This is a genomic window from Sulfitobacter rhodophyticola (assembly GCF_041281685.2).
Classification (GTDB): Bacteria; Pseudomonadota; Alphaproteobacteria; order Rhodobacterales; family Rhodobacteraceae; genus Sulfitobacter.
Window position 1 is genome coordinate 1,679,720 of record NZ_CP166251.2, and the last position, 17,332, is coordinate 1,697,051.

Sequence of the window (17,332 nt, forward strand, 5' to 3'; positions counted from 1 at the left end):
AGGTCACAAGGCCCGCAACCGCTCCAACAGCCGTAGTGAAGCGTACCCATCGGGCACGATACCCTGCGCCTGCTGGAACCGCCGCACGGCATTGATCGTCAGCGGGCCGATCTTGGCGTCGATCTTCTCGGTATCGAACCCGGCGGCGGTCAGGCGCTCCTGCAATTCTATTCGCTCCTCGAAACTCAGCGCCCGATCATCACGCGGCCACGCCCCTTTGATGGGGCCCGCTCCACCGATCCTGTCGCTCAGATGTCCGACGCCAATCACATAGGCATCAGCGGTATTGTACCGTTCAAGCACTTCGAAATTATCGAAGATCATGAACGCTGCGCCATGCGCCCCACCCGGCATCAGGATCGCCGCCTGTCCATGATCCGGTACGGTATTGCCTTGAGGGTCCAGCACCCCCAGCGCCGCCCATTCCGCAGGGGATTTCAAAAGGTCACGGCGCGCCTGCAGATAATCAAACCCTTCAGGCAATTGTACCTCGACCCCCCAGGGTTGCCCTTGGGTCCAGCCGAAATGCTTCAGGTAGGCCGCCGTGGAAGCAAGCGCATCTGTAGGGTCCTCGCCCCAGATATCTCGTTTGCCGTCGCCGGTATGGTCGACGGCATACCGCTGAAAAGAGGATGGCATGAACTGTGTGTGCCCCATCGCCCCGGCCCAACTGCCCAGCATCCGGTCAGGGGTTGTATCGCCGCTTTGCAGGATGCGCAGCGCATCAAGCAGTTCCCCCTCAAAGAACGCGGCCCGTCGGGCGTCATAGGCCAGCGTTGCCAATGCATTGATCACCTGCGTGCCGCCTCTAAAGGTGCCATAGGCGCTTTCCAGCCCCCAGATCGCGGTGACCACTTCCTTTTCGACGCCATATTGCGCCTCGATCCGGGTCAGGGTGCCTTCCCATTTTGCCAAGGCCGCCTTGCCATTGCTAATGCGCAGATCGGACGCCGCAGTATCGAGGTAATCCCAGATGGTCTTGGTGAATTCGGACTGGTTTCGGTCACGGCGGATGATCTCCGCATCATAGCGAAGACCCCGCATGGCAGCGTCAAAGGTCTGTCTGGTGATCCCCTGTTGCAAGGCGCGCGGACGGAAATCGGCAATCCATTGTTGGAACCCTGTGGCGGCGCCGTCGTCGACCTGCGCGGTGGCAAGCACCACCCGCATCGGGGGACGGGCGGACGCATCCGGACCGACAGCCCAAGCTTCAGGCACATTCAACAGTAAAATGCCCAGAACACTCAAAAGAACCTGTTTCATACTGCGTCACCCTGCTCGTTTTGGGCCAAGCGTAGACCCGAAAGTGTCGCCGGGAAAGGGATCATGCGTCGGGCGGGCGGTCTTTTGCCCGTGCCAGCGCATCTTCGCGCAGCCGCGCGGTGTAGTCGCGCAGCATCGGCACGCGGCGGGGGCGGAAACTGTCTCCGGTCAGATGCAGGTCATCCATCCGGTCCAAACGAAATGCGCGAAAGTCCTGCCGCAAGTGACACCATGACATCAGCATGTTTGTCTCCTGCATATAGACGATCCCCAGCGGATCGACCTTCCTGTGGGTTTGCGCCCCTTTCGCGTCGGTATAGGCGAAAGCCACCGTTTCCTCGGCCCATGTTGCGGCGCGCAACGCGGCCACATCGATCCGTGGTGGATCAGGCCGAAAGAACCGCCGCGCATCAAGAATGGCATGTTGCAGACGGTGTGCCTGCCGGGGCGGGACGCGGGCGGTGATCTTTGCCAGCGCACTCTCTGCCGCCTTTGCCAGCGCGGGGTCACCGATCATCGTAACGTCGCGCAGGCCCAGAACCAATGCTTCCAGTTCGTCGTCCTTGAACCCCAGCGGCGGCAGGGCCGCATCTTCGATCAGGGTGTAGCCAAACCCGGCTTCCCCATCGATCACCGCTCCCAACCCGCGCAGTGCCTCGATATCGCGGTACACGGTGCGCAGCGAGATTTGCAGCGCATCCGCCAATTGCATCGCGCGCACTGGTGCGGGCAATTGGCGGAGGGTGGTCATCATCTGAAACAGGCGGTGCGTGCGGGTCATGTATCGCACATACCCAATGCTGACAGTAATTGACAGCATTGCGTGCTACCCATGGGCATACCTGAAAGGAACCACCATGATCACCCTCATCACCTTTGCCCCCGCCTTTGGCCAGCCCGCCGCCAGCCCGTTCTGCGTCAAGGCGATCTGGCTTCTGAACCTCTCCGGCCTGCCCTGGCAACGCGAGGATATCGCAGACCCCCGCAAGATGCCCAAACAAAAGCTCCCCGCCATCCGCGCCGATGGGCAAATCATTCCCGACAGTGAGAACATCCGCACCTACCTCGAAGCGCAAGGCGCTGACTTCGACGCAGGTCTTTCAGACATGGAGAAGTCCACCTCCCGCGCGTTCATCCGCATGGCAGAGGAGCATATGTACTTCCACATCGTCCTTGACCGGTGGGGCGATGATACTGTCTGGCCCATCATTCGGGATGAATACTTCAATGCGATTCCGAAGCTGTTGCGGAGTGTCGTGACCAACAAACTGCGCAAGGCCTGCCTGCAGGGAATGGATCGGCAGGGGTTGGGGCGGTTCACGCCTGAAGAACGGCTGGCGCGGCTGGAAGATGACCTCAGTGCGATTGCGACGCGCTTGTGGCACGGACCCTTCCTGTTTGGCGAACGACCAACGGCGGCGGATGCTTCTGTTGGTGCGATGCTGGCAAACATGCGCGCCACACCCGGCAAGACATTGCTCAAGACCCGCATCGCGGAGGATGAAATCCTGTGTCGCTACATCGACCGCTGTGCCGATGCGATGGGAAACCCTAGCGCCGCACCCGAGAGACTTTGCGCTTAGCTCCGCCTTTCTTGCGGTTTGCCTTGTGCGATTTCCGGCGGGGACCACTGCGCCCCGCCGGAGAGCCACGCCCCTGCACTACCTTCTGATTGTCGATCTCCAAAAGCTCCAGCGACAGGCCACCGGTCACCGGCACCGCCTCCGTCAGCTTCACGGTCACACGCTGACCGATGCTGATCACCATGCCGGTGTCGGCACCCATCAGGGTCTGGCTGTCACCGTCATAATGAAAGTATTCATTGCCCAGCGCGCGCATGGGCAGCAACCCGTCCGCGCCTGTTTCGTCCAGCTTCACGAAGACACCAAACCGGGCTATGCCGCTGATCCGCCCGGTAAAGCTGTTGCCAACCCGTTCGGACAGATAGGATGCAAGATAGCGGTCCGTGGTGTCGCGTTCGGCCATCATCGAACGCCGTTCGGTGTCGGAGATATGCGCGCCGATCTGTTCAAGGCGGTCGATGTCCTCCGGCTGCAGCCCGTCCTTGCCCCAGCCATGTGCCGTGATCAGCGCCCGGTGCACGATCAGGTCGGAATAGCGCCGGATGGGCGAGGTGAAATGCGCGTAGGACGCCAAGGCAAGGCCGAAATGCCCGATATGCTCCGGCCCGTAATAGGCTTGCGTCATGGACCGCAGGGTCGACAGGTTGATCAGTTCCGCATCTTCAGTGCCCGCCGCATCATTCAACAACCGATTGAGGTGTGCGGTCTTGAGCACCTGACCCTTGGCCAGTGTCAGCCCCGCCGCCTGTGCCGTTTCGCGCAAACTGTCGAGCTTTTCCTTGGTCGGTTCCTCGTGGATGCGGAAAAGCTGTGGCACCCGCTTGGCAATCAAGGTCTCCGCAGCGGCCACATTGGCCAGCACCATGAATTCCTCAATCAGGCGGTGGGCATCCAGCCGTTCCTTGAAATTGACCGACTTCACCGTACCGTCCTCGGACAGTTCGATCCGCCGCTCCGGCAGGTCAAGCTCAAGCGGCTGGCGTTCTGCGCGCGCCTTTTTCAGCGCTTCGTAGGCAGCATAGAGCGGCTTGAGAACCGGTTCGAGAAAACCTTCAGTCCGCTCATTGGGCGCGCCATCCATGGCCGCCTGAACCTCTTCGTAATGCAATGACGCCGGTGACCGCATCAGGCCACGGTGAAAGCTGTGGCTCAGCTTGGCACCCTTGGCGTTCAGGACCATCCGCACGGCGATACAGGCGCGCGGCACCCCTTCGTGCAGCGAACACAAATCACCCGATAAACGATCCGGCAGCATCGGCACGACGCGATCCGGGAAATAGGTGGAATTGCCGCGCTTCCGCGCCTCTCGATCAAGGGCGGAGCCGGGCTTCACATAGGCTGCCACATCCGCGATCGCGACCCAGATCACATGACCGCCTTCGTTCTTGGGATCCTCATCGGCATGAGCATAACAGGCGTCGTCATGATCCCGCGCGTCGGAGGGGTCGATGGTGATCAACGGCATGTCCCGCAGGTCTTCGCGTCCTTTAAGTCCCAGCGGTTTGGCGGCATCGGCTTCGGCGATCACATCATCTGGAAAGGCATCCGGGATGCCGTGTTCATGGATGGCGATAAGCGATACCGCCTTCGGCGCGGAAGGGTCGCCCAGCCTTTCCACGATCCGCGCGCGGGGCAGGCCCATGCGGCCCTTTGGTCCAGCCTGTTCCGCCTCGACCAACTCACCATCCTTGGCGCCATAGGTCGCGTCGCTGCCGACAACCCATTCCTTGTCCGACCCCTTGTCAATCGGCAGGATTCGCCCGCCTTCGGCCTTCTTGCGGAAGATGCCGATCACCCGGCGCGGGTTTGTCCCGATGCGCCGGATCAGGCGTGCCTCGTAATGATGGTTTTCGTCTCTCACCTCTGTCAGGCGCGCCAGGATGCGGTCGCCTTCGCCCAGCGCCGGATCGGACGCACGGGGGATGACCAGAACAACAGGCTCCACCCCTTTGCCTTCCCATTCCATCGGCTTGGCGAAAAGATCACCGTCGCTGTCCGGGCCGGTCACCACCAGCACGGACACCGGCGGCAGGCGGTCGGGGTCCCGGTAGCTGCGTTTGCGCTTTTCAAGGTGCCCTTCGGCTTCAAGCTCTTTCAACACGCGCTTGAGGTCGATCCGCGCCGCACCCTTGATGCCGAACGCCTTGGCGATATCACGCTTGGCGGCCTGCGTCGGGTGCGCGCTGATCCAGTCGAGGATTTCGGATTTGGTGGGGATTTTGCTCATATGGGGGAGGTAGCACGCACCCCGGCCCGCGTCATGGCAAATCGTCAGCTGTATCGACGTCGCGCAGGGTATCGACGGTGGCAATCCGCTGACCCGGCAGGCTGGCCCGACTATCGGCCAGCGCGTGTTCCGTGGACCAGCGGACGTGCTGTAGAAACCCGTGCCGCTGTCGCGCCGGATGCTTGAGACCGATCAACCAGTAGCCGCCATCGGGTGCCGGGCCAAAGACGGCGTCGTGATCCCCCAGCGCCCTGAAGGCGCGCGTGATGTGCGCAGGTGTGACGCCGGGGATATCGCCGCCGATCACGCAGGAGGGGCCGGGGGCCGTGGCCCTCAGCATCCGCGCCATACGGTCGCCAAGGTCGCCGTCCCCCTGCGGCAAGCGCGCCAAGTGCGCAGGCCAGACCCGGCTTTGCAGCCCCGCATGGTCCGGGGCCACCGCCAGCACAACCTGCCACCGCGGGTCCGCGATACGCCGCAGTAACTGTCGCGTCTGGTGGCGGAACCACCGCGCGGCGGCAGGCATGCCGATGTCGCGACCCAGCCGGGTCTTCACCCGTCCTGCACGTGGTTCCTTCAGCATGACGATCAAAGTTCGGGTCACAACGGCCGAACCATGTCGCGGTGGGGGATACCAGCATCGTCGTAGACCGGTCCGACCGCCTCGAACCCCAGTTTTTCGTAGAACCCGAGGGCATGGATCTGTGCGCCAAGCCTGGCGCTGGATGCCTTGCCATGCGCGGCTTGCAGTGCCGCGCGGATCAGTGTCCTGCCAAGGCCCTTCCCGCGATGCGATTTCAGCACGCAGACCCGACCGATCTTTGCCAGATCCCCTTCGATCAGGATACGGAGGGTGCCCACGGGCAATTGCCCGTCCATGGCCAGCAGATGCAGGCAGGACGGATCGTGCCCGTCGAGTTCATCCGCCTCCGGCACGTCCTGTTCGTCGATGAAGACCACCCGCCGCAAGGCAAGGCAGGTTTCCAGATCATCGGTCAGGGCAACAGCCACGCTCATGCAAAATAGTCGTGCAATATGCGGCCATAGATCGCCTTCAGCTGATGGATGTGATCGACGCGCACATGTTCATCCACCTGATGCATCGACTGGCCGACCAGCCCGAATTCCACAACCGGGCAATGCGCCTTGACGAAACGCGCGTCGGACGTGCCGCCCGATGTGGACAGCACGGGTGTCACCCCGGTTTCCCGTGCCACCGCCTTGGCCACCAGATCCGACAGCGCGCCGGGCGGGGTGATGAAACTTTCACCGGAGATCTTGATCTTCAGATCAATCTCAACCCCGAAGGCATCGCGCACCTGCGCGATTTCATCTTCCAGCCATGCGGACAGGCTGGCACCGGAGTGGTGATCATTGAAACGGATGTTCAGTGCGGCAGAGCAGCTGGCGGGGATCACGTTTGTCGCGGGATTGCCTGTGTCCACCGTCACCACGGCAAGTGTGGAGGCATCGAAGTGGTCGCTGCCTTCATCAAGGGTGTGACTGGACAGCTTGTCCATCAAACGCAGCATCGCAGGCAGCGGGTTGTTGGCGCGGTGGGGATAGGCGGCGTGGCCCTGCGTTCCGGTCACACGTACATGGGCATTCATTGATCCGCGCCGCCCGATCTTGATCATGTCGCCCATCTTTTCAGGGCAAGTCGGCTCCCCCACCAGACAGACGTCCATCCTTTCGCCCGTGGTCTTCATGTGGTCGAGCAGTGCAAGCGTGCCGTCCTGTGCATCGCCTTCTTCGTCGCCGGTGATGGCAATGATGATCGCCCCATCGGGCGGGGTGTGCTGGACGAAATCCACGGCAGCGGCGGCGAAGGCAGCGACGCCGGATTTCATGTCGGTCGTGCCGCGCCCGTACATGATGCCGTCATTTACCTCTGCACCGAAGGGTGGCATGGACCAATCGGCCTCATCTCCGATGGGCACCACGTCCGTGTGGCCATTGAAGCCAAAACTACGCGCGTGGCCCTTGGCGCCCCAGCGCGCAAAGAGGTTCCTGATCCCGCCCCGGTCCGCCCAGCTACATTCAAATCCCGCATCGCCAAGTACCTTGTGCAAGACGTCCAAAGCGCCCGCATCCACAGGCGTCACCGAAGGGCAGCGCACCAGTGTGGCGGTCAGTTCAGCAGGGTCCAGACCGGGCATTCACGTCTCCTTCATGGTGGGGTTCGGCGTATGTGCCCTTTCTTGTGGCGAAAAAAGCGCGGTGTGAAGGGGTTGGCGTGAAGAAATGCTTAACAGTTTCCCGTCTTCCGTGTTAACTTTGCCGCAATAAAAATGACCCGAGGCAGGGCATTCGCAGCAGTACCGCAGAGATGAGCACCTGAAAACAGGGCCATAGCTGCATCTGATTATCCGTTACGGGACTTGTTCCCAAACTCGGCTGCGCCGTCCGCCTTTGGATAAAAAGGTGAGACGAGGCATGCCAGTACCCGCATCAGAGCTTGAAATTGAAACAGTGCGCGAGGGCACTTCTGCCCTTGATATGGCGCAGACAATATTCGGGAGCGGCGTGACGGTCACGGGCGCTTCGTTTCGCGGTGATCGGGACAGTGCCGGAACCTATTCAGGCGGAGACAGCACATCACCCGGCGTGACACCCGGCGATACGGGGATCATCCTTTCAACGGGCGATGCAGAAGACTTCACCAATTCAAGTGGTCAGGCAAACCAAAGCACCAACACCTCCACCAACACCTCCGGGCAGAACAACTCTTCCCAGTACAACGCAGTGGCGGGTGCGCGGACCTATGACGCAGCAACGCTGGACGTCGATTTCATCCCCGATGCCAGCGTGATGACGATGAAATTCATCTTCTCTTCCGAGGAATATCCCGAATTCCAGAACTCCATCTATCAGGATTTCTTTGGTGTCTGGATCAACGGCACGTTGGTGCCGATGGACGTGGGCAACGGCGATACCGATCCCGGTAACGTCAACACCACGAACAACATCAACATGTTCGTCGACAATCAGAACGACGATTTCAACACAGAGATGGACGGCTTTACCATCACGCTGACGCTGACCATGAACGTCAATCCCGGTGTGGTGAACTCCATGCGCGTGGCCATCGCGGATGTGGCGGATTCAAGCTACGATTCAAACGTGCTGATTGCGGCGGATTCTGTTCAGACCGACCTTGTTGCCGTTTCGGATGACATCGATCTGTTCCCCGATGGCGACAAGGTGATCGACGTTCTGGCGAACGACATCAACAATGGCCCTGGTACGCTGACCATCACGCAGATCAATGGGCAGGATGTGATCGCGGGGGATACCATCACCCTGCCCACCGGCCAGACAGTCAAGCTGAACCCCGATGGCACTTTCACGGTGACAGGGGACGGCGATGTCGAGGATTTCAACTTTACCTATACCGTCACTGACGGGACCGAGACGGATGTCGGTTTTGTCAACGCGACGGGCGTGCCATGTTTCGTGGCGGGCACGCTGATCGCCACGCCGACGGGAGAGCGCGCGGCGGAGACCCTGCGCCCCGGTGATCTGGTACAAACGCAGGATGACGGGCCGCAGCCCCTGCGCTGGATCGGGACACGGAAGGTTGCCGCAACGGGGGACTTTGCCCCGATCCACATCCGCGCGAACACTTTCGGCCGCCATCGCGATTTGCTGGTATCGCCGCTGCATCGGGTCCTGATCCGCGACAACATGGCGGAGCTGTTGTTCGGAGAAGCCGAAGTTCTGGTGGCGGCGCGTGATCTGGTGAACGACCGGTCCGTGCGACGCCGCGAAGGGGGAGAGGTGACCTATGTTCACCTGCTATTTGACCGGCATCAGGTTGTATTTTCCGAAGGGTTGGAGACGGAAAGCTTCCTGCCCGGTCCGCAGACAACCAAAAGCCTTGAGCGTGAAGTCGTGGACGAAATATGCGCGATCTTCCCGGAATTGGATGCCGAAACCGGAACGGGGTATTCGCCAGCCGCGCGGCGCACCCTGAAACGATACGAAGCGGACCTGCTGCGCGCGGGCAAGGTGGCTTGATATGACGTGGCTTGCTCTGACAGATCATGACAACCGCCGCATGTCGTTGCGGGGCCTCGGGTCGGACAAGAAAGATGAAGTGCTGCTGCTGGATGATCCGGCCACCCGGTTGACGCGCGGGACGATCCTGTTCGAGACGCGCTTGTCCCCTGACGGGCGGCCGCAGAAGCTGTTTGCCTACAAAACCCCTTATCCGCAGATGCGCAGTCTGACCTTCCAGGCCATTCCCGGCGGTGGGATCGCAATGGTGCAGGTGCAGGGCGATGCGATCACCCATGCCGCCATCCAGCGCGAAGATGCCGGGCGGACGGACGTGGCGCGCATCACCTATTCGTGGGACTGCAAGATGAACTGGGCGCGGATGTCGCTGGAGCAGCCGGAAGAGCATCACGTAACCTCCGTCTATATCGACAACCCGCAGCCCTTGTCAGTGGAGGACATTCGGGAACTGATGCTGGGCCGGGGGGATCATACCTTTGCGCAGGACATGATCTTTGCCGCGCTTTCGGATCAAATCGAAGCGGTGGGGCCGCTGCCGACGCTGCTGCCGAGCACGCCACTTGCGACGCCGTGGGGGTACAAGCCGCTGCGCGATTTGCGCCGAGGTGATACGGTGCTGACCCGCGATACCGGCACGGTGCCTGTGCTGCACCGTGTGGGCCGCACCGTGCCTGCGCGCGGCAGTTTCAGACCGATCCGGCTGCGCGCGCCTTATTTCGGGTTGCAGCAGGACATCATCGTCTCACCCGAGCAGCGGCTGATCATTGACGGGCCAGAGGTGGAGTACCTGTTCAGTCAGGAAGCTGTGCTGGTCCCTGCGCGACATCTGGTGAATGGCTTTGCCGCGCTGGAAGAAACTTGCGGGCCGGTGATAACCTATGGCCAGTTGTTGCTACCCAACCATGACACGGTTCTGGCAGCGGGAACCGCGCTGGAAAGTCTCTATATCGGGCAAATCCGCCGGGATGGTCAAAAACTGAACAGTTCGGTTCTGCACCATCTGGAACGGTCCCTGTTGCCGGAACATGACCGTCCTGCGCACCATGTGCTGCGCTGGTATGATGCCATTCATCTGGCGCGCCGCCGCGCCGCCTGAGCTAATCGAAGAACGGGGTCATCTGCGCGACGATCACGGCATTCTCGGCCAGGGCACGCTCCATCAAGGCGCGTTCTTCGGTATCGATCTCCTGACCGTCGGCCTCACGCTCCGCAAGCGTGCCGTAGCCCGTCACATCCAGCGGCGCGGTATCGGCCTGTTTGAGGATCGCCACCGTTTCACGCACCGCCTCGGCCTCGTCCACGCCAGAGGCAAAGCACATCAGCGCGGCACCCGTCGCCTTTTCTGGCAGACCATCGCCTTCCTTGCGGCCAATCTGGACCAGCAGTGTATAGACCTGCTGGCGCGAGGGCTTCTTTTGCTTCTTGGGGTCAGACATGAAAAGGGCCGCCTTTGCGCATGAAAGGCAGCCCTAGCGTGATCAGGTTGATTTGGAAAGTGGGATCAGTCGCGCAAAAGCTCGTTGATCGATGTCTTGGAGCGCGTGCGTTCATCCACGCGCTTCACGATGACCGCGCAATAGAGGTTCACACCGTTCTTCGAAGGCATGGAACCTGCGACCACGACCGATCCGGCAGGCACTTCGCCGTACATGACCTCACCTGTCTCCCGATCCACGATCTTGGTGGACTGGCCGATAAACACGCCCATGCCCAGCACGGAGCCTTCGCGCACGATGCAGCCTTCGACCACTTCCGAACGCGCACCGATGAAGCAGTTGTCTTCGATGATGGTTGGTCCCGCCTGCATGGGTTCCAACACACCACCGATGCCCACGCCACCCGATAGGTGCACGTTCTTGCCGATCTGCGCGCAGGAACCAACGGTGGCCCATGTATCAACCATCGTGCCTGAATCGACGTAGGCACCGATGTTCACGAAGGACGGCATCAGCACCACGCCGGGCGCGATGAAGGCGGAGCGGCGCACGACGCAGTTCGGAACAGCGCGAAAGCCTGCGTCTTTCCACTGCGCATCGCCCCAGCCCTTGAACTTGCTGTCGACCTTGTCCCACCAGCCAGCACCCTGCGGGCCGCCTTCCTGATGTTCCATGTCCTTGATGCGAAAACCCAGCAGCACGGCCTTCTTGGCCCATTGGTTCACGTGCCAGTTGCCGTCGTCCTGCTTTTCCGCCACCCGCAGCTTGCCTGAATCCAGCGCATTGAGCGTGTCTTCGATGGCATCGCGCGTCTCGCCCGTAGTGGATGAAGTGATCTGGTCACGGGTGTCCCATGCGGCTTCGATGGCGGTCTCAAGTTGGGCATTCGACATGGGGCTGCGCTCCTGATGGAAGGGTTTGGCGGGCTATACCGTTGTGCGCCGCCCTGCGCAATCGTTCAACGCCATTTGATGGAACACCCCATCGACGCTGTTTGCATGTCAGGTCCGCGCCCCGTTTCAGCGACCTGCGTCATCGCATTAAGGAGTTCTGGCGTCCGGCTTGCCGGATCATCCCGCATGCCGATGTCATCCAGACGGCCCCGGTATTGCAAACCACCCTCTGCGTTGAAGCCAAAGAAATCCGGCGTGCAGACCGCACCATAGGCCCTGCCGACCGATTGATCCTCGTCCACCAGATAAGGCGCTTTCAGCCCATGGGTCTTGGCAAATGCGACCATACGGTCAGGGGCATCCGCAGGGTAGTCCCGGTAATCGTTGGACATGATCGCCACGCAACCGATGCCGATCTTCTCAAGCGCCTGCATGTCGCTTGCCAGACGGTCGATCAGTGCAATGACGTAAGGACAATGATTGCAGATGAAGGCCACCAGCAGCCCCTTGTCCCCCATCACGCTGTCGCGGCTGTGGTGTACACCATCGGCCGTAGCAAGATTGAAGTCAGGTGCGCGCCAATCAAAATCGCAGATCTTGGATTCAAGCAGCATGGGTCGGTCCTTTTGTCCGGGATACGCAGCACATAGTGCGGGTGCAAAAGACGGTGGTCAATCGTTCGCCAGCGGTGCATGTTGGCGGCTGGCAAGGCCTTGCCTGCATCAGCCGGAGACCACGATGACCAAGAAGAACCGCCGCCATCCCTTGCGGGACGCCATTGCCGACCGGCAAGCCGTACAGGTAACGCCGGACACGGCCCAGACCCGTTCGTCGGCCTATCAGCTGGCGTTCACAGACAGCGAATTCATGCTGCGTGAGGAGTTGCGCCCGGTCCGGCTGCAACTGGAATTGCTGAAACCACAGATGATGCTGGACGAAGAGGGGATCCGGTCCACGATTGTGCTGTTTGGCGGCGCGCGTATTCCCTCGCCGGAAAACAAGGCCTCCGCCCGGACTGAGACGCTTGCCGACCTGTCGCGTTTTTATGATGAAACGCGCGAATTCTCGCGGTTGATGACGCTCAAGTCCATGGAAAGTGACGGGACCGAGGATGTGATCGTCACCGGTGGCGGTCCCGGCGTGATGGAGGCGGGCAATCTTGGTGCGCTGGATGCGGGCGGGCGGTCTGTCGGATTGAACATCGTGCTGCCGTTTGAACAGGCCCCGAATGAATATGTCACGCCGGAGCTGTGCTTCAACTTCCACTATTTCGCCATTCGCAAGATGCACTTTCTGATGCGGGCAAAAGCGATCTGTGTCTTTCCGGGTGGCTTCGGCACCATGGATGAGTTGTTTGAATCGCTCACCCTGATCCAGACCGGCCGGATGGAGCCGTTGCCCTTCCTGTTGTTTGGGACAGATTTCTGGAAGAAGATCATCAACTGGGACGCGCTGGCGGATGCCGGGACGATTTCAGCCGAAGATCTGGATTTGTTTCGCTTTGTCGAGACAGCGGAGGAGGCCATGGCCGAAATTGCCAAATGGGAAACCGGTCCTGCCCGGCAGAAAGTGCCGGGTCGCTGAAAATCAGATCAGTGGCTGGCGGAGGGGCCGTCAGGCAAAACGCCAATCTCGATATGATGGGGCAAAGTCTCGACTATTTGGCCGCGCTCCGTCTCCCGGACGGCATAGCCATACCCGGCTAAACGGTGTTGCCATTCACGCGTGGACAGCGCAACGGCACGTTCGCGCAGCACCAGGTCCATAACTTGCGCGATAATAAAGGGATCGTTTTTCAAAGGGGCAGACATTACTTGGCTCCTCACCACGTTATTCAATGGGGGGAGCCTGCGGTTCGGCCGTGGCAGAAGTTATTCGGCTTCGCGGCGGCAAAAAGGTCATTTCGTGGCGGTCAGGGTCCTTGGAAAAGGGGGAAGATGGCCGGTTTTCCTTCGATGCGGCACGCCTTTACCCCGATCCAGCAGACATCGACACCATCCGGGGCCAAGTCGTATTTCAACAACCCCGGCACTCTCATCCACTACCTTGGGTCAGCCCTGGCCGCCCAAACCTGCCTCTGCTTCGATCTGCTTGCGCGATTTGCGCGCACGCTCGGTTGCGGACTTCAACTGTCCACAGGCCGCCATGATATCCTCGCCCCGCGGAGTGCGAATGGGGCTGGCATAGCCGGCCTTGTAGATGATGTCGGCAAAGCGTCGGATGCGGTTGTTGGACGACCGCTTGTAGGGCGCGCCGGGCCATTCGTTGAAGGGAATCAGATTGATCTTGGCGGGAATGCCTTCGATCAGTTTGATCAGGCGGCGCGCGTCATCGTCGCTGTCGTTGATCCCGTCGAGCATCACGTATTCAAAGGTGATCCGCTCAGAATTGCGGCCCCTTGGATAGGTGCGCAGGGATTGAAGCAGCGTCTCGATGTTCCAGCGCTTGTTGATCGGCACCAATGTATTGCGAACTTCATCTGTGGTGGCGTGGAAACTGACCGCCAACTGACAGCCGATCTCATCCGCCGTGCGCTCAATCTCCGGCACGACGCCGGAGGTGGACAGCGTGATCCGCCGTCGCGAAAGCTGAATGCCTTCTTCGTCCATCGCGATCTTCATCGCGTCGCGCACGTTCTCGAAATTGTAAAGCGGCTCCCCCATGCCCATCAGGACGATGTTGGACAAAAGCCGTGTTTCGTCCTTGGGCGCGCCAATCTTGGGCCATTCGCCCAGATCATCGCGGGCCACCATGACCTGACCGATGATCTCAGCCGCGGTCAAGTTGCGCACCAGTTTCTGCGTTCCGGTGTGACAGAATGAACAGGTCAGGGTGCACCCGACCTGAGACGACACACAAAGCGTGCCGCGCCCTTCTTCGGGGATATAGACAACCTCGACCTCGTGCCCGCCCGCGATGCGCACGAGATACTTGCGGGTGCCATCCTCGCTGACCTGACGGGTCACGACCTCGGGCACGTCAATCACGAATTTCTCCGCCAGTTCCGCGCGGTAGGCTTTGGCAAGGTTCGTCATTTCCGCAAAGTCGCGCACGCCCCATTGGTAAATCCACTGCCAGATCTGACCTACACGCATCTTCGCCTGCTTTTCCGGCGTGCCGTTCGCGACAAGCACATCGCGCATGGCGTCGCGGGTTAGCCCGACAAGGTTCTGTGGCCCATCGGGCAGCTTGCGCGGGATGGTATGGACGTCTTGCGTGATCGGAGCATTGGCAGACATGGGGACGACTCGCAGGTTCAAGGTGATGCGCCTCTATATAGGGTGGCACGGGAAATGCAAAAAGGGCCGGAAGGTATGGGAACCCTTACTTGCAAATATTCGCGGCTTGGTTGAAGATATTAACCATTATTAAGACCAATACATTTAGCGCAGGTCAGTGTCCGCTGTTCCAGATTTGTTGGATGACGGACGTCAAGGGGGCCCGCACACATTCAATAGAGAGGAAGACGATTATGCCTATCACTCTTGGTTTGACCTTCACATTCTGCACCGCAATTCTGGTGATCTTCGGCGACTACCTGATCAAGATTGCAGCCGACAGGGGGCATGGTGTCATGTCCGGTTTGGTCATGTCCGGCTGCATCCTTTATGCCGTGTCCGCATTGATGTGGTTCTATGCGCTGCACCATGTCACGCTGTCACAGGCGGGCGTAGCCTATTCGATGCTGACCCTTCTGGCGCTCTGCGGCATCGGTGTCGCCTACTTCGGAGAGGTGCTGTACCCGCGTGAATTGTTCGGCATAGGCTTCGCCTTGCTCTCTATGCTTCTGATGATGCGGGTTGCCTGACACCAGTGCTGCGGCCTAGCCGCCGCAGCGTTTCGCAGCATCCTCGATCGCAGCCGTGAAGCCCAACAGGGAAAACGTGTCCTTGGTGTTGGTTCCGCGTCCGGATTGTCCGGTAACAATAGCATCCGCACCGCGCTTCATCGCAGTGATGATACGCGCGTCATCTTCGGTGGTGGCGGGCCATGCCCACTCTCCATCCGTGAAAAGCTCAAAGCTGTTGCCGGAGATGTTCAAATTCACTGTCGAGCCGTCCGCGAACGGATACCCGCCGGTGAACGCAACCTGCCCCTTCGCCCCGGCGGAAGGGCGGTAGAACACCATCAATAAGGTCTGACCCCGGTTCACCGCAACAACACGCCCATCACGGGAGTTCACGGTTTCCTTCGGCGTGGACACACCCCAGCATTCCGTCGGATTATCCTCGACGAAAACGCTCCAGTCGGTCTTGGCCGCCACGCGGTTTGTGCTTTGGTCCTGCGCTGCAGCGCCCGTCCCGATCAGTGCAGCCAGACCCGCAGCTGCGGCCATTGATTTCGCAATTCTCATCTGTTCAGCCTCCAGACTTCCCAAACCTCAATACCGATGCAAACCCTTCGGCGGATTTCGCACCGCTCTGCTGCATAGGTCTGTTTTCTTTCGTTCATCAAACATACTAACGTAAAAGAGGCGACAGGCGAAAGAGCCGATTGGCGGCTTTTTGCCCAGAAAAAGGACACAATTTCATGAGCAACCCGGCCCCGTTCGCCGAAATCTGGCGTGGCGATTTTCTGGAAAGCGTGCATTCGGGTCACGCGGTGATCTGTGCGGGCAACGGGCAGGTTGTGGAAAGCTGGGGCGATGCCGATCTGGTGATGCTGCCGCGGTCGTCATCGAAGATGATCCAGGCGCTTCCATTGATCCAGTCTGGTGCCGCCGAAGCGGCCGGGCTGGTGGCGGAACACCTCGCATTGGCCTGTGCATCCCATGAGGGCGCGGCCATTCATACCGAGAGGGTAAATGCATGGCTTGCGACACTTGGGCTGACCGATGATGCGCTGCGATGCGGGCCGCAAACGCCAGCCGACAAAGACGCGCGTTACGCGCTGATCCGCGACTATGAAGAACCCTGCCAGTGTCACAACAATTGCTCCGGTAAACACGCGGGTTTCCTGACGTTGGCGCAGCATCTCGGCGCAGGCCCGGAATATGTGGAGATCGACCATCCGGTGCAGCGGGCCTGCCTTGAAGCCTTTGAACGCGTCACTGGTGAAACGTCTCCGGGCTATGGCATCGACGGATGCTCTGCCCCGAACTTCGCCTGTACTCTGACGGGAATGGCGCGCGCGATGGCGCATTTCGCCTGCGCGCCTGCAGGATCACCCGAGGCGCAGTTGCACGAGGCGATGCGGCTGCATCCCGAACTGGTCGCCGGGGAAGGGCGCGCGTGTACGGAATTGATGCGCGCGACGGATGGCAAGGTCGCGCTGAAGACCGGTGCAGAGGGATATTTCATCGCCATCATACCCGAGCAGAAGATCGGTATTGCGCTGAAAGCCGCCTGCGGCACAACACGCGCCGCGGAATGCGCGATCGTGGCACTGCTGGTGCGGTTGGGGGTGCTGGATGCTGAACACCCCGCCACGCTGAAGCGCATGAATGCCCCGATCAAGAACCGGCGTGGTCTCCGGACGGGAACACTCAAGCCCGCGGCGGGGCTGATCTGAAGGCGCTACATTTCGACGATGGGCGCGACCTCTGCCGTGCCGCTGCCGTCAGCGACCATCGGGCAGGCGGACGCAACCTTGCAAGCGGCGTCGATATCCGTCGCGCGGATAATCGTGAACCCGGAAAGCGGATTGGCCCCGCCGTTGTTCTCTACGCCGGAAGCGCTGACGGTTTTTGACATGCCAACCGGATTGCCGGGATGAACGACCTTGTCGCCCATGTCTTCGTACCAAGCCTGCCAAGCGGCCATGGCTTTGGCCCCTTCCTCCGGCGTTTCAGGCATTTTTCCGCCGTGATAGGCCAACATGAAATCAGGCATCTGTCTTCTCCCCACATTTTGTTGATCGGAGGAAGATAGCAGATTCTGGCGCATTTCGCGACCATCGCGGGCTGCGTGA

Annotated in this window: 19 protein-coding genes; 6 read left to right on the forward strand and 13 right to left on the reverse strand. The window is 60.5% G+C overall.

All coding sequences use genetic code 11. The annotated features are described in order from the left end of the window. Positions 1-3: 3 nt before the first annotated feature. On the reverse strand, positions 4-1,263 hold the full coding sequence (locus tag AB4X18_RS09245) for a lytic murein transglycosylase (protein ID WP_432817322.1): 1,260 nt from the start codon (positions 1,261-1,263) through the stop codon (positions 4-6). Between the two features lie 61 nt (positions 1,264-1,324). Further along, positions 1,325-2,044: a helix-turn-helix transcriptional regulator gene (locus AB4X18_RS09250; protein WP_370399807.1), complete on the reverse strand. Its 720-nt coding sequence runs from the start codon at positions 2,042-2,044 to the stop codon at positions 1,325-1,327. A 76-nt stretch (positions 2,045-2,120) separates the two neighbouring features. Between AB4X18_RS09250 and AB4X18_RS09255 the strand changes: the two genes are divergently transcribed. After that, positions 2,121-2,846, forward strand: coding sequence for a glutathione S-transferase family protein (locus tag AB4X18_RS09255; RefSeq protein WP_370399808.1), 726 nt, complete (start codon positions 2,121-2,123; stop codon positions 2,844-2,846). On the opposite strand, the gene rnr is transcribed toward AB4X18_RS09255, so the two are convergent. The 4 genes from rnr to dapE are packed head-to-tail and all read right to left on the reverse strand — an operon-like array spanning position 2,815 to position 7,232. Continuing rightward, positions 2,815-5,073, reverse strand: coding sequence for a ribonuclease R (rnr, locus tag AB4X18_RS09260; RefSeq protein ID WP_370399809.1), 2,259 nt, complete (start codon positions 5,071-5,073; stop codon positions 2,815-2,817). The genes AB4X18_RS09255 and rnr overlap by 32 nt on opposite strands. Positions 5,074-5,104: 31 nt before the next feature. After that, entirely contained in the window at positions 5,105-5,677 is a 573-nt protein-coding gene (locus AB4X18_RS09265) for a TIGR04282 family arsenosugar biosynthesis glycosyltransferase (RefSeq protein WP_432817323.1), read from the reverse strand. Next, positions 5,674-6,090 carry a GNAT family N-acetyltransferase gene (locus tag AB4X18_RS09270; protein ID WP_370399811.1) on the reverse strand — a complete coding sequence of 139 codons (417 nt, stop codon included), beginning with the start codon at positions 6,088-6,090 and terminating at the stop codon, positions 5,674-5,676. Before AB4X18_RS09270 ends, AB4X18_RS09265 begins: the two co-directional genes overlap by 4 nt. Next, positions 6,087-7,232: a succinyl-diaminopimelate desuccinylase gene (gene dapE, locus AB4X18_RS09275; protein ID WP_370399812.1), complete on the reverse strand. Its 1,146-nt coding sequence runs from the start codon at positions 7,230-7,232 to the stop codon at positions 6,087-6,089. Before dapE ends, AB4X18_RS09270 begins: the two co-directional genes overlap by 4 nt. Before the next feature lie 277 nt (positions 7,233-7,509). Between dapE and AB4X18_RS09280 the strand changes: the two genes are divergently transcribed. After that, on the forward strand, positions 7,510-9,093 hold the full coding sequence (locus tag AB4X18_RS09280) for a Hint domain-containing protein (RefSeq protein WP_370399813.1): 1,584 nt from the start codon (positions 7,510-7,512) through the stop codon (positions 9,091-9,093). A 1-nt stretch (position 9,094) separates the two neighbouring features. After that, positions 9,095-10,189 (forward strand): Hint domain-containing protein, encoded by a 1,095-nt coding sequence (locus AB4X18_RS09285; protein WP_370399814.1) that lies wholly within the window; start codon positions 9,095-9,097, stop codon positions 10,187-10,189. A gap of 1 nt (position 10,190) precedes the next feature. On the opposite strand, the gene AB4X18_RS09290 is transcribed toward AB4X18_RS09285, so the two are convergent. The 3 genes from AB4X18_RS09290 to AB4X18_RS09300 all read right to left on the reverse strand — a co-directional run bounded on the left by AB4X18_RS09290 (position 10,191) and on the right by AB4X18_RS09300 (position 12,036). Further along, positions 10,191-10,529 carry a hypothetical protein gene (locus AB4X18_RS09290; RefSeq protein ID WP_370399815.1) on the reverse strand — a complete coding sequence of 113 codons (339 nt, stop codon included), beginning with the start codon at positions 10,527-10,529 and terminating at the stop codon, positions 10,191-10,193. A 65-nt stretch (positions 10,530-10,594) separates the two neighbouring features. Next, the gene (dapD, locus tag AB4X18_RS09295) at positions 10,595-11,422 is read right to left on the reverse strand and encodes a 2,3,4,5-tetrahydropyridine-2,6-dicarboxylate N-succinyltransferase (RefSeq protein WP_370399816.1); all 828 of its coding nucleotides are present in this window, start codon (positions 11,420-11,422) and stop codon (positions 10,595-10,597) included. Between the two features lie 65 nt (positions 11,423-11,487). Continuing rightward, positions 11,488-12,036 carry a thioredoxin family protein gene (locus AB4X18_RS09300; RefSeq protein ID WP_370399817.1) on the reverse strand — a complete coding sequence of 183 codons (549 nt, stop codon included), beginning with the start codon at positions 12,034-12,036 and terminating at the stop codon, positions 11,488-11,490. Between the two features lie 124 nt (positions 12,037-12,160). Here AB4X18_RS09300 and AB4X18_RS09305 point away from each other — a divergent pair, with 124 nt between their 5' ends. After that, positions 12,161-13,006 carry an LOG family protein gene (locus tag AB4X18_RS09305; RefSeq protein ID WP_370399818.1) on the forward strand — a complete coding sequence of 282 codons (846 nt, stop codon included), beginning with the start codon at positions 12,161-12,163 and terminating at the stop codon, positions 13,004-13,006. Positions 13,007-13,014: 8 nt separating this feature from the next. Here AB4X18_RS09305 and AB4X18_RS09310 read toward each other — a convergent pair whose 3' ends face one another. Both AB4X18_RS09310 and rlmN read right to left on the reverse strand, forming a co-directional pair. After that, positions 13,015-13,233 (reverse strand): hypothetical protein, encoded by a 219-nt coding sequence (locus tag AB4X18_RS09310; RefSeq protein ID WP_432817324.1) that lies wholly within the window; start codon positions 13,231-13,233, stop codon positions 13,015-13,017. Between the two features lie 240 nt (positions 13,234-13,473). Then, on the reverse strand, positions 13,474-14,661 hold the full coding sequence (gene rlmN, locus AB4X18_RS09315; RefSeq protein WP_370399820.1) for a 23S rRNA (adenine(2503)-C(2))-methyltransferase RlmN: 1,188 nt from the start codon (positions 14,659-14,661) through the stop codon (positions 13,474-13,476). 233 nt (positions 14,662-14,894) lie between these two features. Here rlmN and AB4X18_RS09320 point away from each other — a divergent pair, with 233 nt between their 5' ends. Beyond that, complete coding sequence (locus AB4X18_RS09320) at positions 14,895-15,230, forward strand: EamA family transporter (RefSeq protein WP_370399821.1); 336 nt, start codon at positions 14,895-14,897, stop codon at positions 15,228-15,230. A 15-nt stretch (positions 15,231-15,245) separates the two neighbouring features. Here AB4X18_RS09320 and AB4X18_RS09325 read toward each other — a convergent pair whose 3' ends face one another. Continuing rightward, positions 15,246-15,776 carry an invasion associated locus B family protein gene (locus tag AB4X18_RS09325; protein ID WP_370399822.1) on the reverse strand — a complete coding sequence of 177 codons (531 nt, stop codon included), beginning with the start codon at positions 15,774-15,776 and terminating at the stop codon, positions 15,246-15,248. Positions 15,777-15,952: 176 nt separating this feature from the next. On the opposite strand from AB4X18_RS09325, the gene AB4X18_RS09330 reads away from it, so the two are divergent. Next, positions 15,953-16,933 carry an asparaginase gene (locus AB4X18_RS09330; RefSeq protein WP_370399823.1) on the forward strand — a complete coding sequence of 327 codons (981 nt, stop codon included), beginning with the start codon at positions 15,953-15,955 and terminating at the stop codon, positions 16,931-16,933. A gap of 5 nt (positions 16,934-16,938) precedes the next feature. Here the strand turns inward: AB4X18_RS09330 and AB4X18_RS09335 are convergent, their stop codons facing one another. After that, on the reverse strand, positions 16,939-17,253 hold the full coding sequence (locus tag AB4X18_RS09335; protein ID WP_370399824.1) for a hypothetical protein: 315 nt from the start codon (positions 17,251-17,253) through the stop codon (positions 16,939-16,941). Positions 17,254-17,332 lie beyond the last annotated feature (79 nt).

What these genes read in the sequence shown, in the direction of transcription:
- dapD (WP_370399816.1), bottom strand. Translation starts at nt 11,422, where the DNA reads ATGTCGAATGCCCAACTTGAGACCGCCATCGAAGCCGCATGGGACACC.
- AB4X18_RS09270 (WP_370399811.1), bottom strand. Translation starts at nt 6,090, where the DNA reads ATGAGCGTGGCTGTTGCCCTGACCGATGATCTGGAAACCTGCCTTGCC.
- AB4X18_RS09330 (WP_370399823.1), top strand. Translation starts at nt 15,953, where the DNA reads ATGAGCAACCCGGCCCCGTTCGCCGAAATCTGGCGTGGCGATTTTCTG.
- AB4X18_RS09290 (WP_370399815.1), bottom strand. Translation starts at nt 10,529, where the DNA reads ATGTCTGACCCCAAGAAGCAAAAGAAGCCCTCGCGCCAGCAGGTCTAT.
- AB4X18_RS09245 (WP_432817322.1), bottom strand. Translation starts at nt 1,263, where the DNA reads ATGAAACAGGTTCTTTTGAGTGTTCTGGGCATTTTACTGTTGAATGTG.
- AB4X18_RS09310 (WP_432817324.1), bottom strand. Translation starts at nt 13,233, where the DNA reads ATGTCTGCCCCTTTGAAAAACGATCCCTTTATTATCGCGCAAGTTATG.
- rnr (WP_370399809.1), bottom strand. Translation starts at nt 5,073, where the DNA reads ATGAGCAAAATCCCCACCAAATCCGAAATCCTCGACTGGATCAGCGCG.
- dapE (WP_370399812.1), bottom strand. Translation starts at nt 7,232, where the DNA reads ATGCCCGGTCTGGACCCTGCTGAACTGACCGCCACACTGGTGCGCTGC.
- AB4X18_RS09305 (WP_370399818.1), top strand. Translation starts at nt 12,161, where the DNA reads ATGACCAAGAAGAACCGCCGCCATCCCTTGCGGGACGCCATTGCCGAC.
- AB4X18_RS09300 (WP_370399817.1), bottom strand. Translation starts at nt 12,036, where the DNA reads ATGCTGCTTGAATCCAAGATCTGCGATTTTGATTGGCGCGCACCTGAC.
- AB4X18_RS09255 (WP_370399808.1), top strand. Translation starts at nt 2,121, where the DNA reads ATGATCACCCTCATCACCTTTGCCCCCGCCTTTGGCCAGCCCGCCGCC.
- AB4X18_RS09325 (WP_370399822.1), bottom strand. Translation starts at nt 15,776, where the DNA reads ATGAGAATTGCGAAATCAATGGCCGCAGCTGCGGGTCTGGCTGCACTG.
- rlmN (WP_370399820.1), bottom strand. Translation starts at nt 14,661, where the DNA reads ATGTCTGCCAATGCTCCGATCACGCAAGACGTCCATACCATCCCGCGC.
- AB4X18_RS09280 (WP_370399813.1), top strand. Translation starts at nt 7,510, where the DNA reads ATGCCAGTACCCGCATCAGAGCTTGAAATTGAAACAGTGCGCGAGGGC.
- AB4X18_RS09285 (WP_370399814.1), top strand. Translation starts at nt 9,095, where the DNA reads ATGACGTGGCTTGCTCTGACAGATCATGACAACCGCCGCATGTCGTTG.
- AB4X18_RS09335 (WP_370399824.1), bottom strand. Translation starts at nt 17,253, where the DNA reads ATGCCTGATTTCATGTTGGCCTATCACGGCGGAAAAATGCCTGAAACG.
- AB4X18_RS09320 (WP_370399821.1), top strand. Translation starts at nt 14,895, where the DNA reads ATGCCTATCACTCTTGGTTTGACCTTCACATTCTGCACCGCAATTCTG.
- AB4X18_RS09250 (WP_370399807.1), bottom strand. Translation starts at nt 2,044, where the DNA reads ATGACCCGCACGCACCGCCTGTTTCAGATGATGACCACCCTCCGCCAA.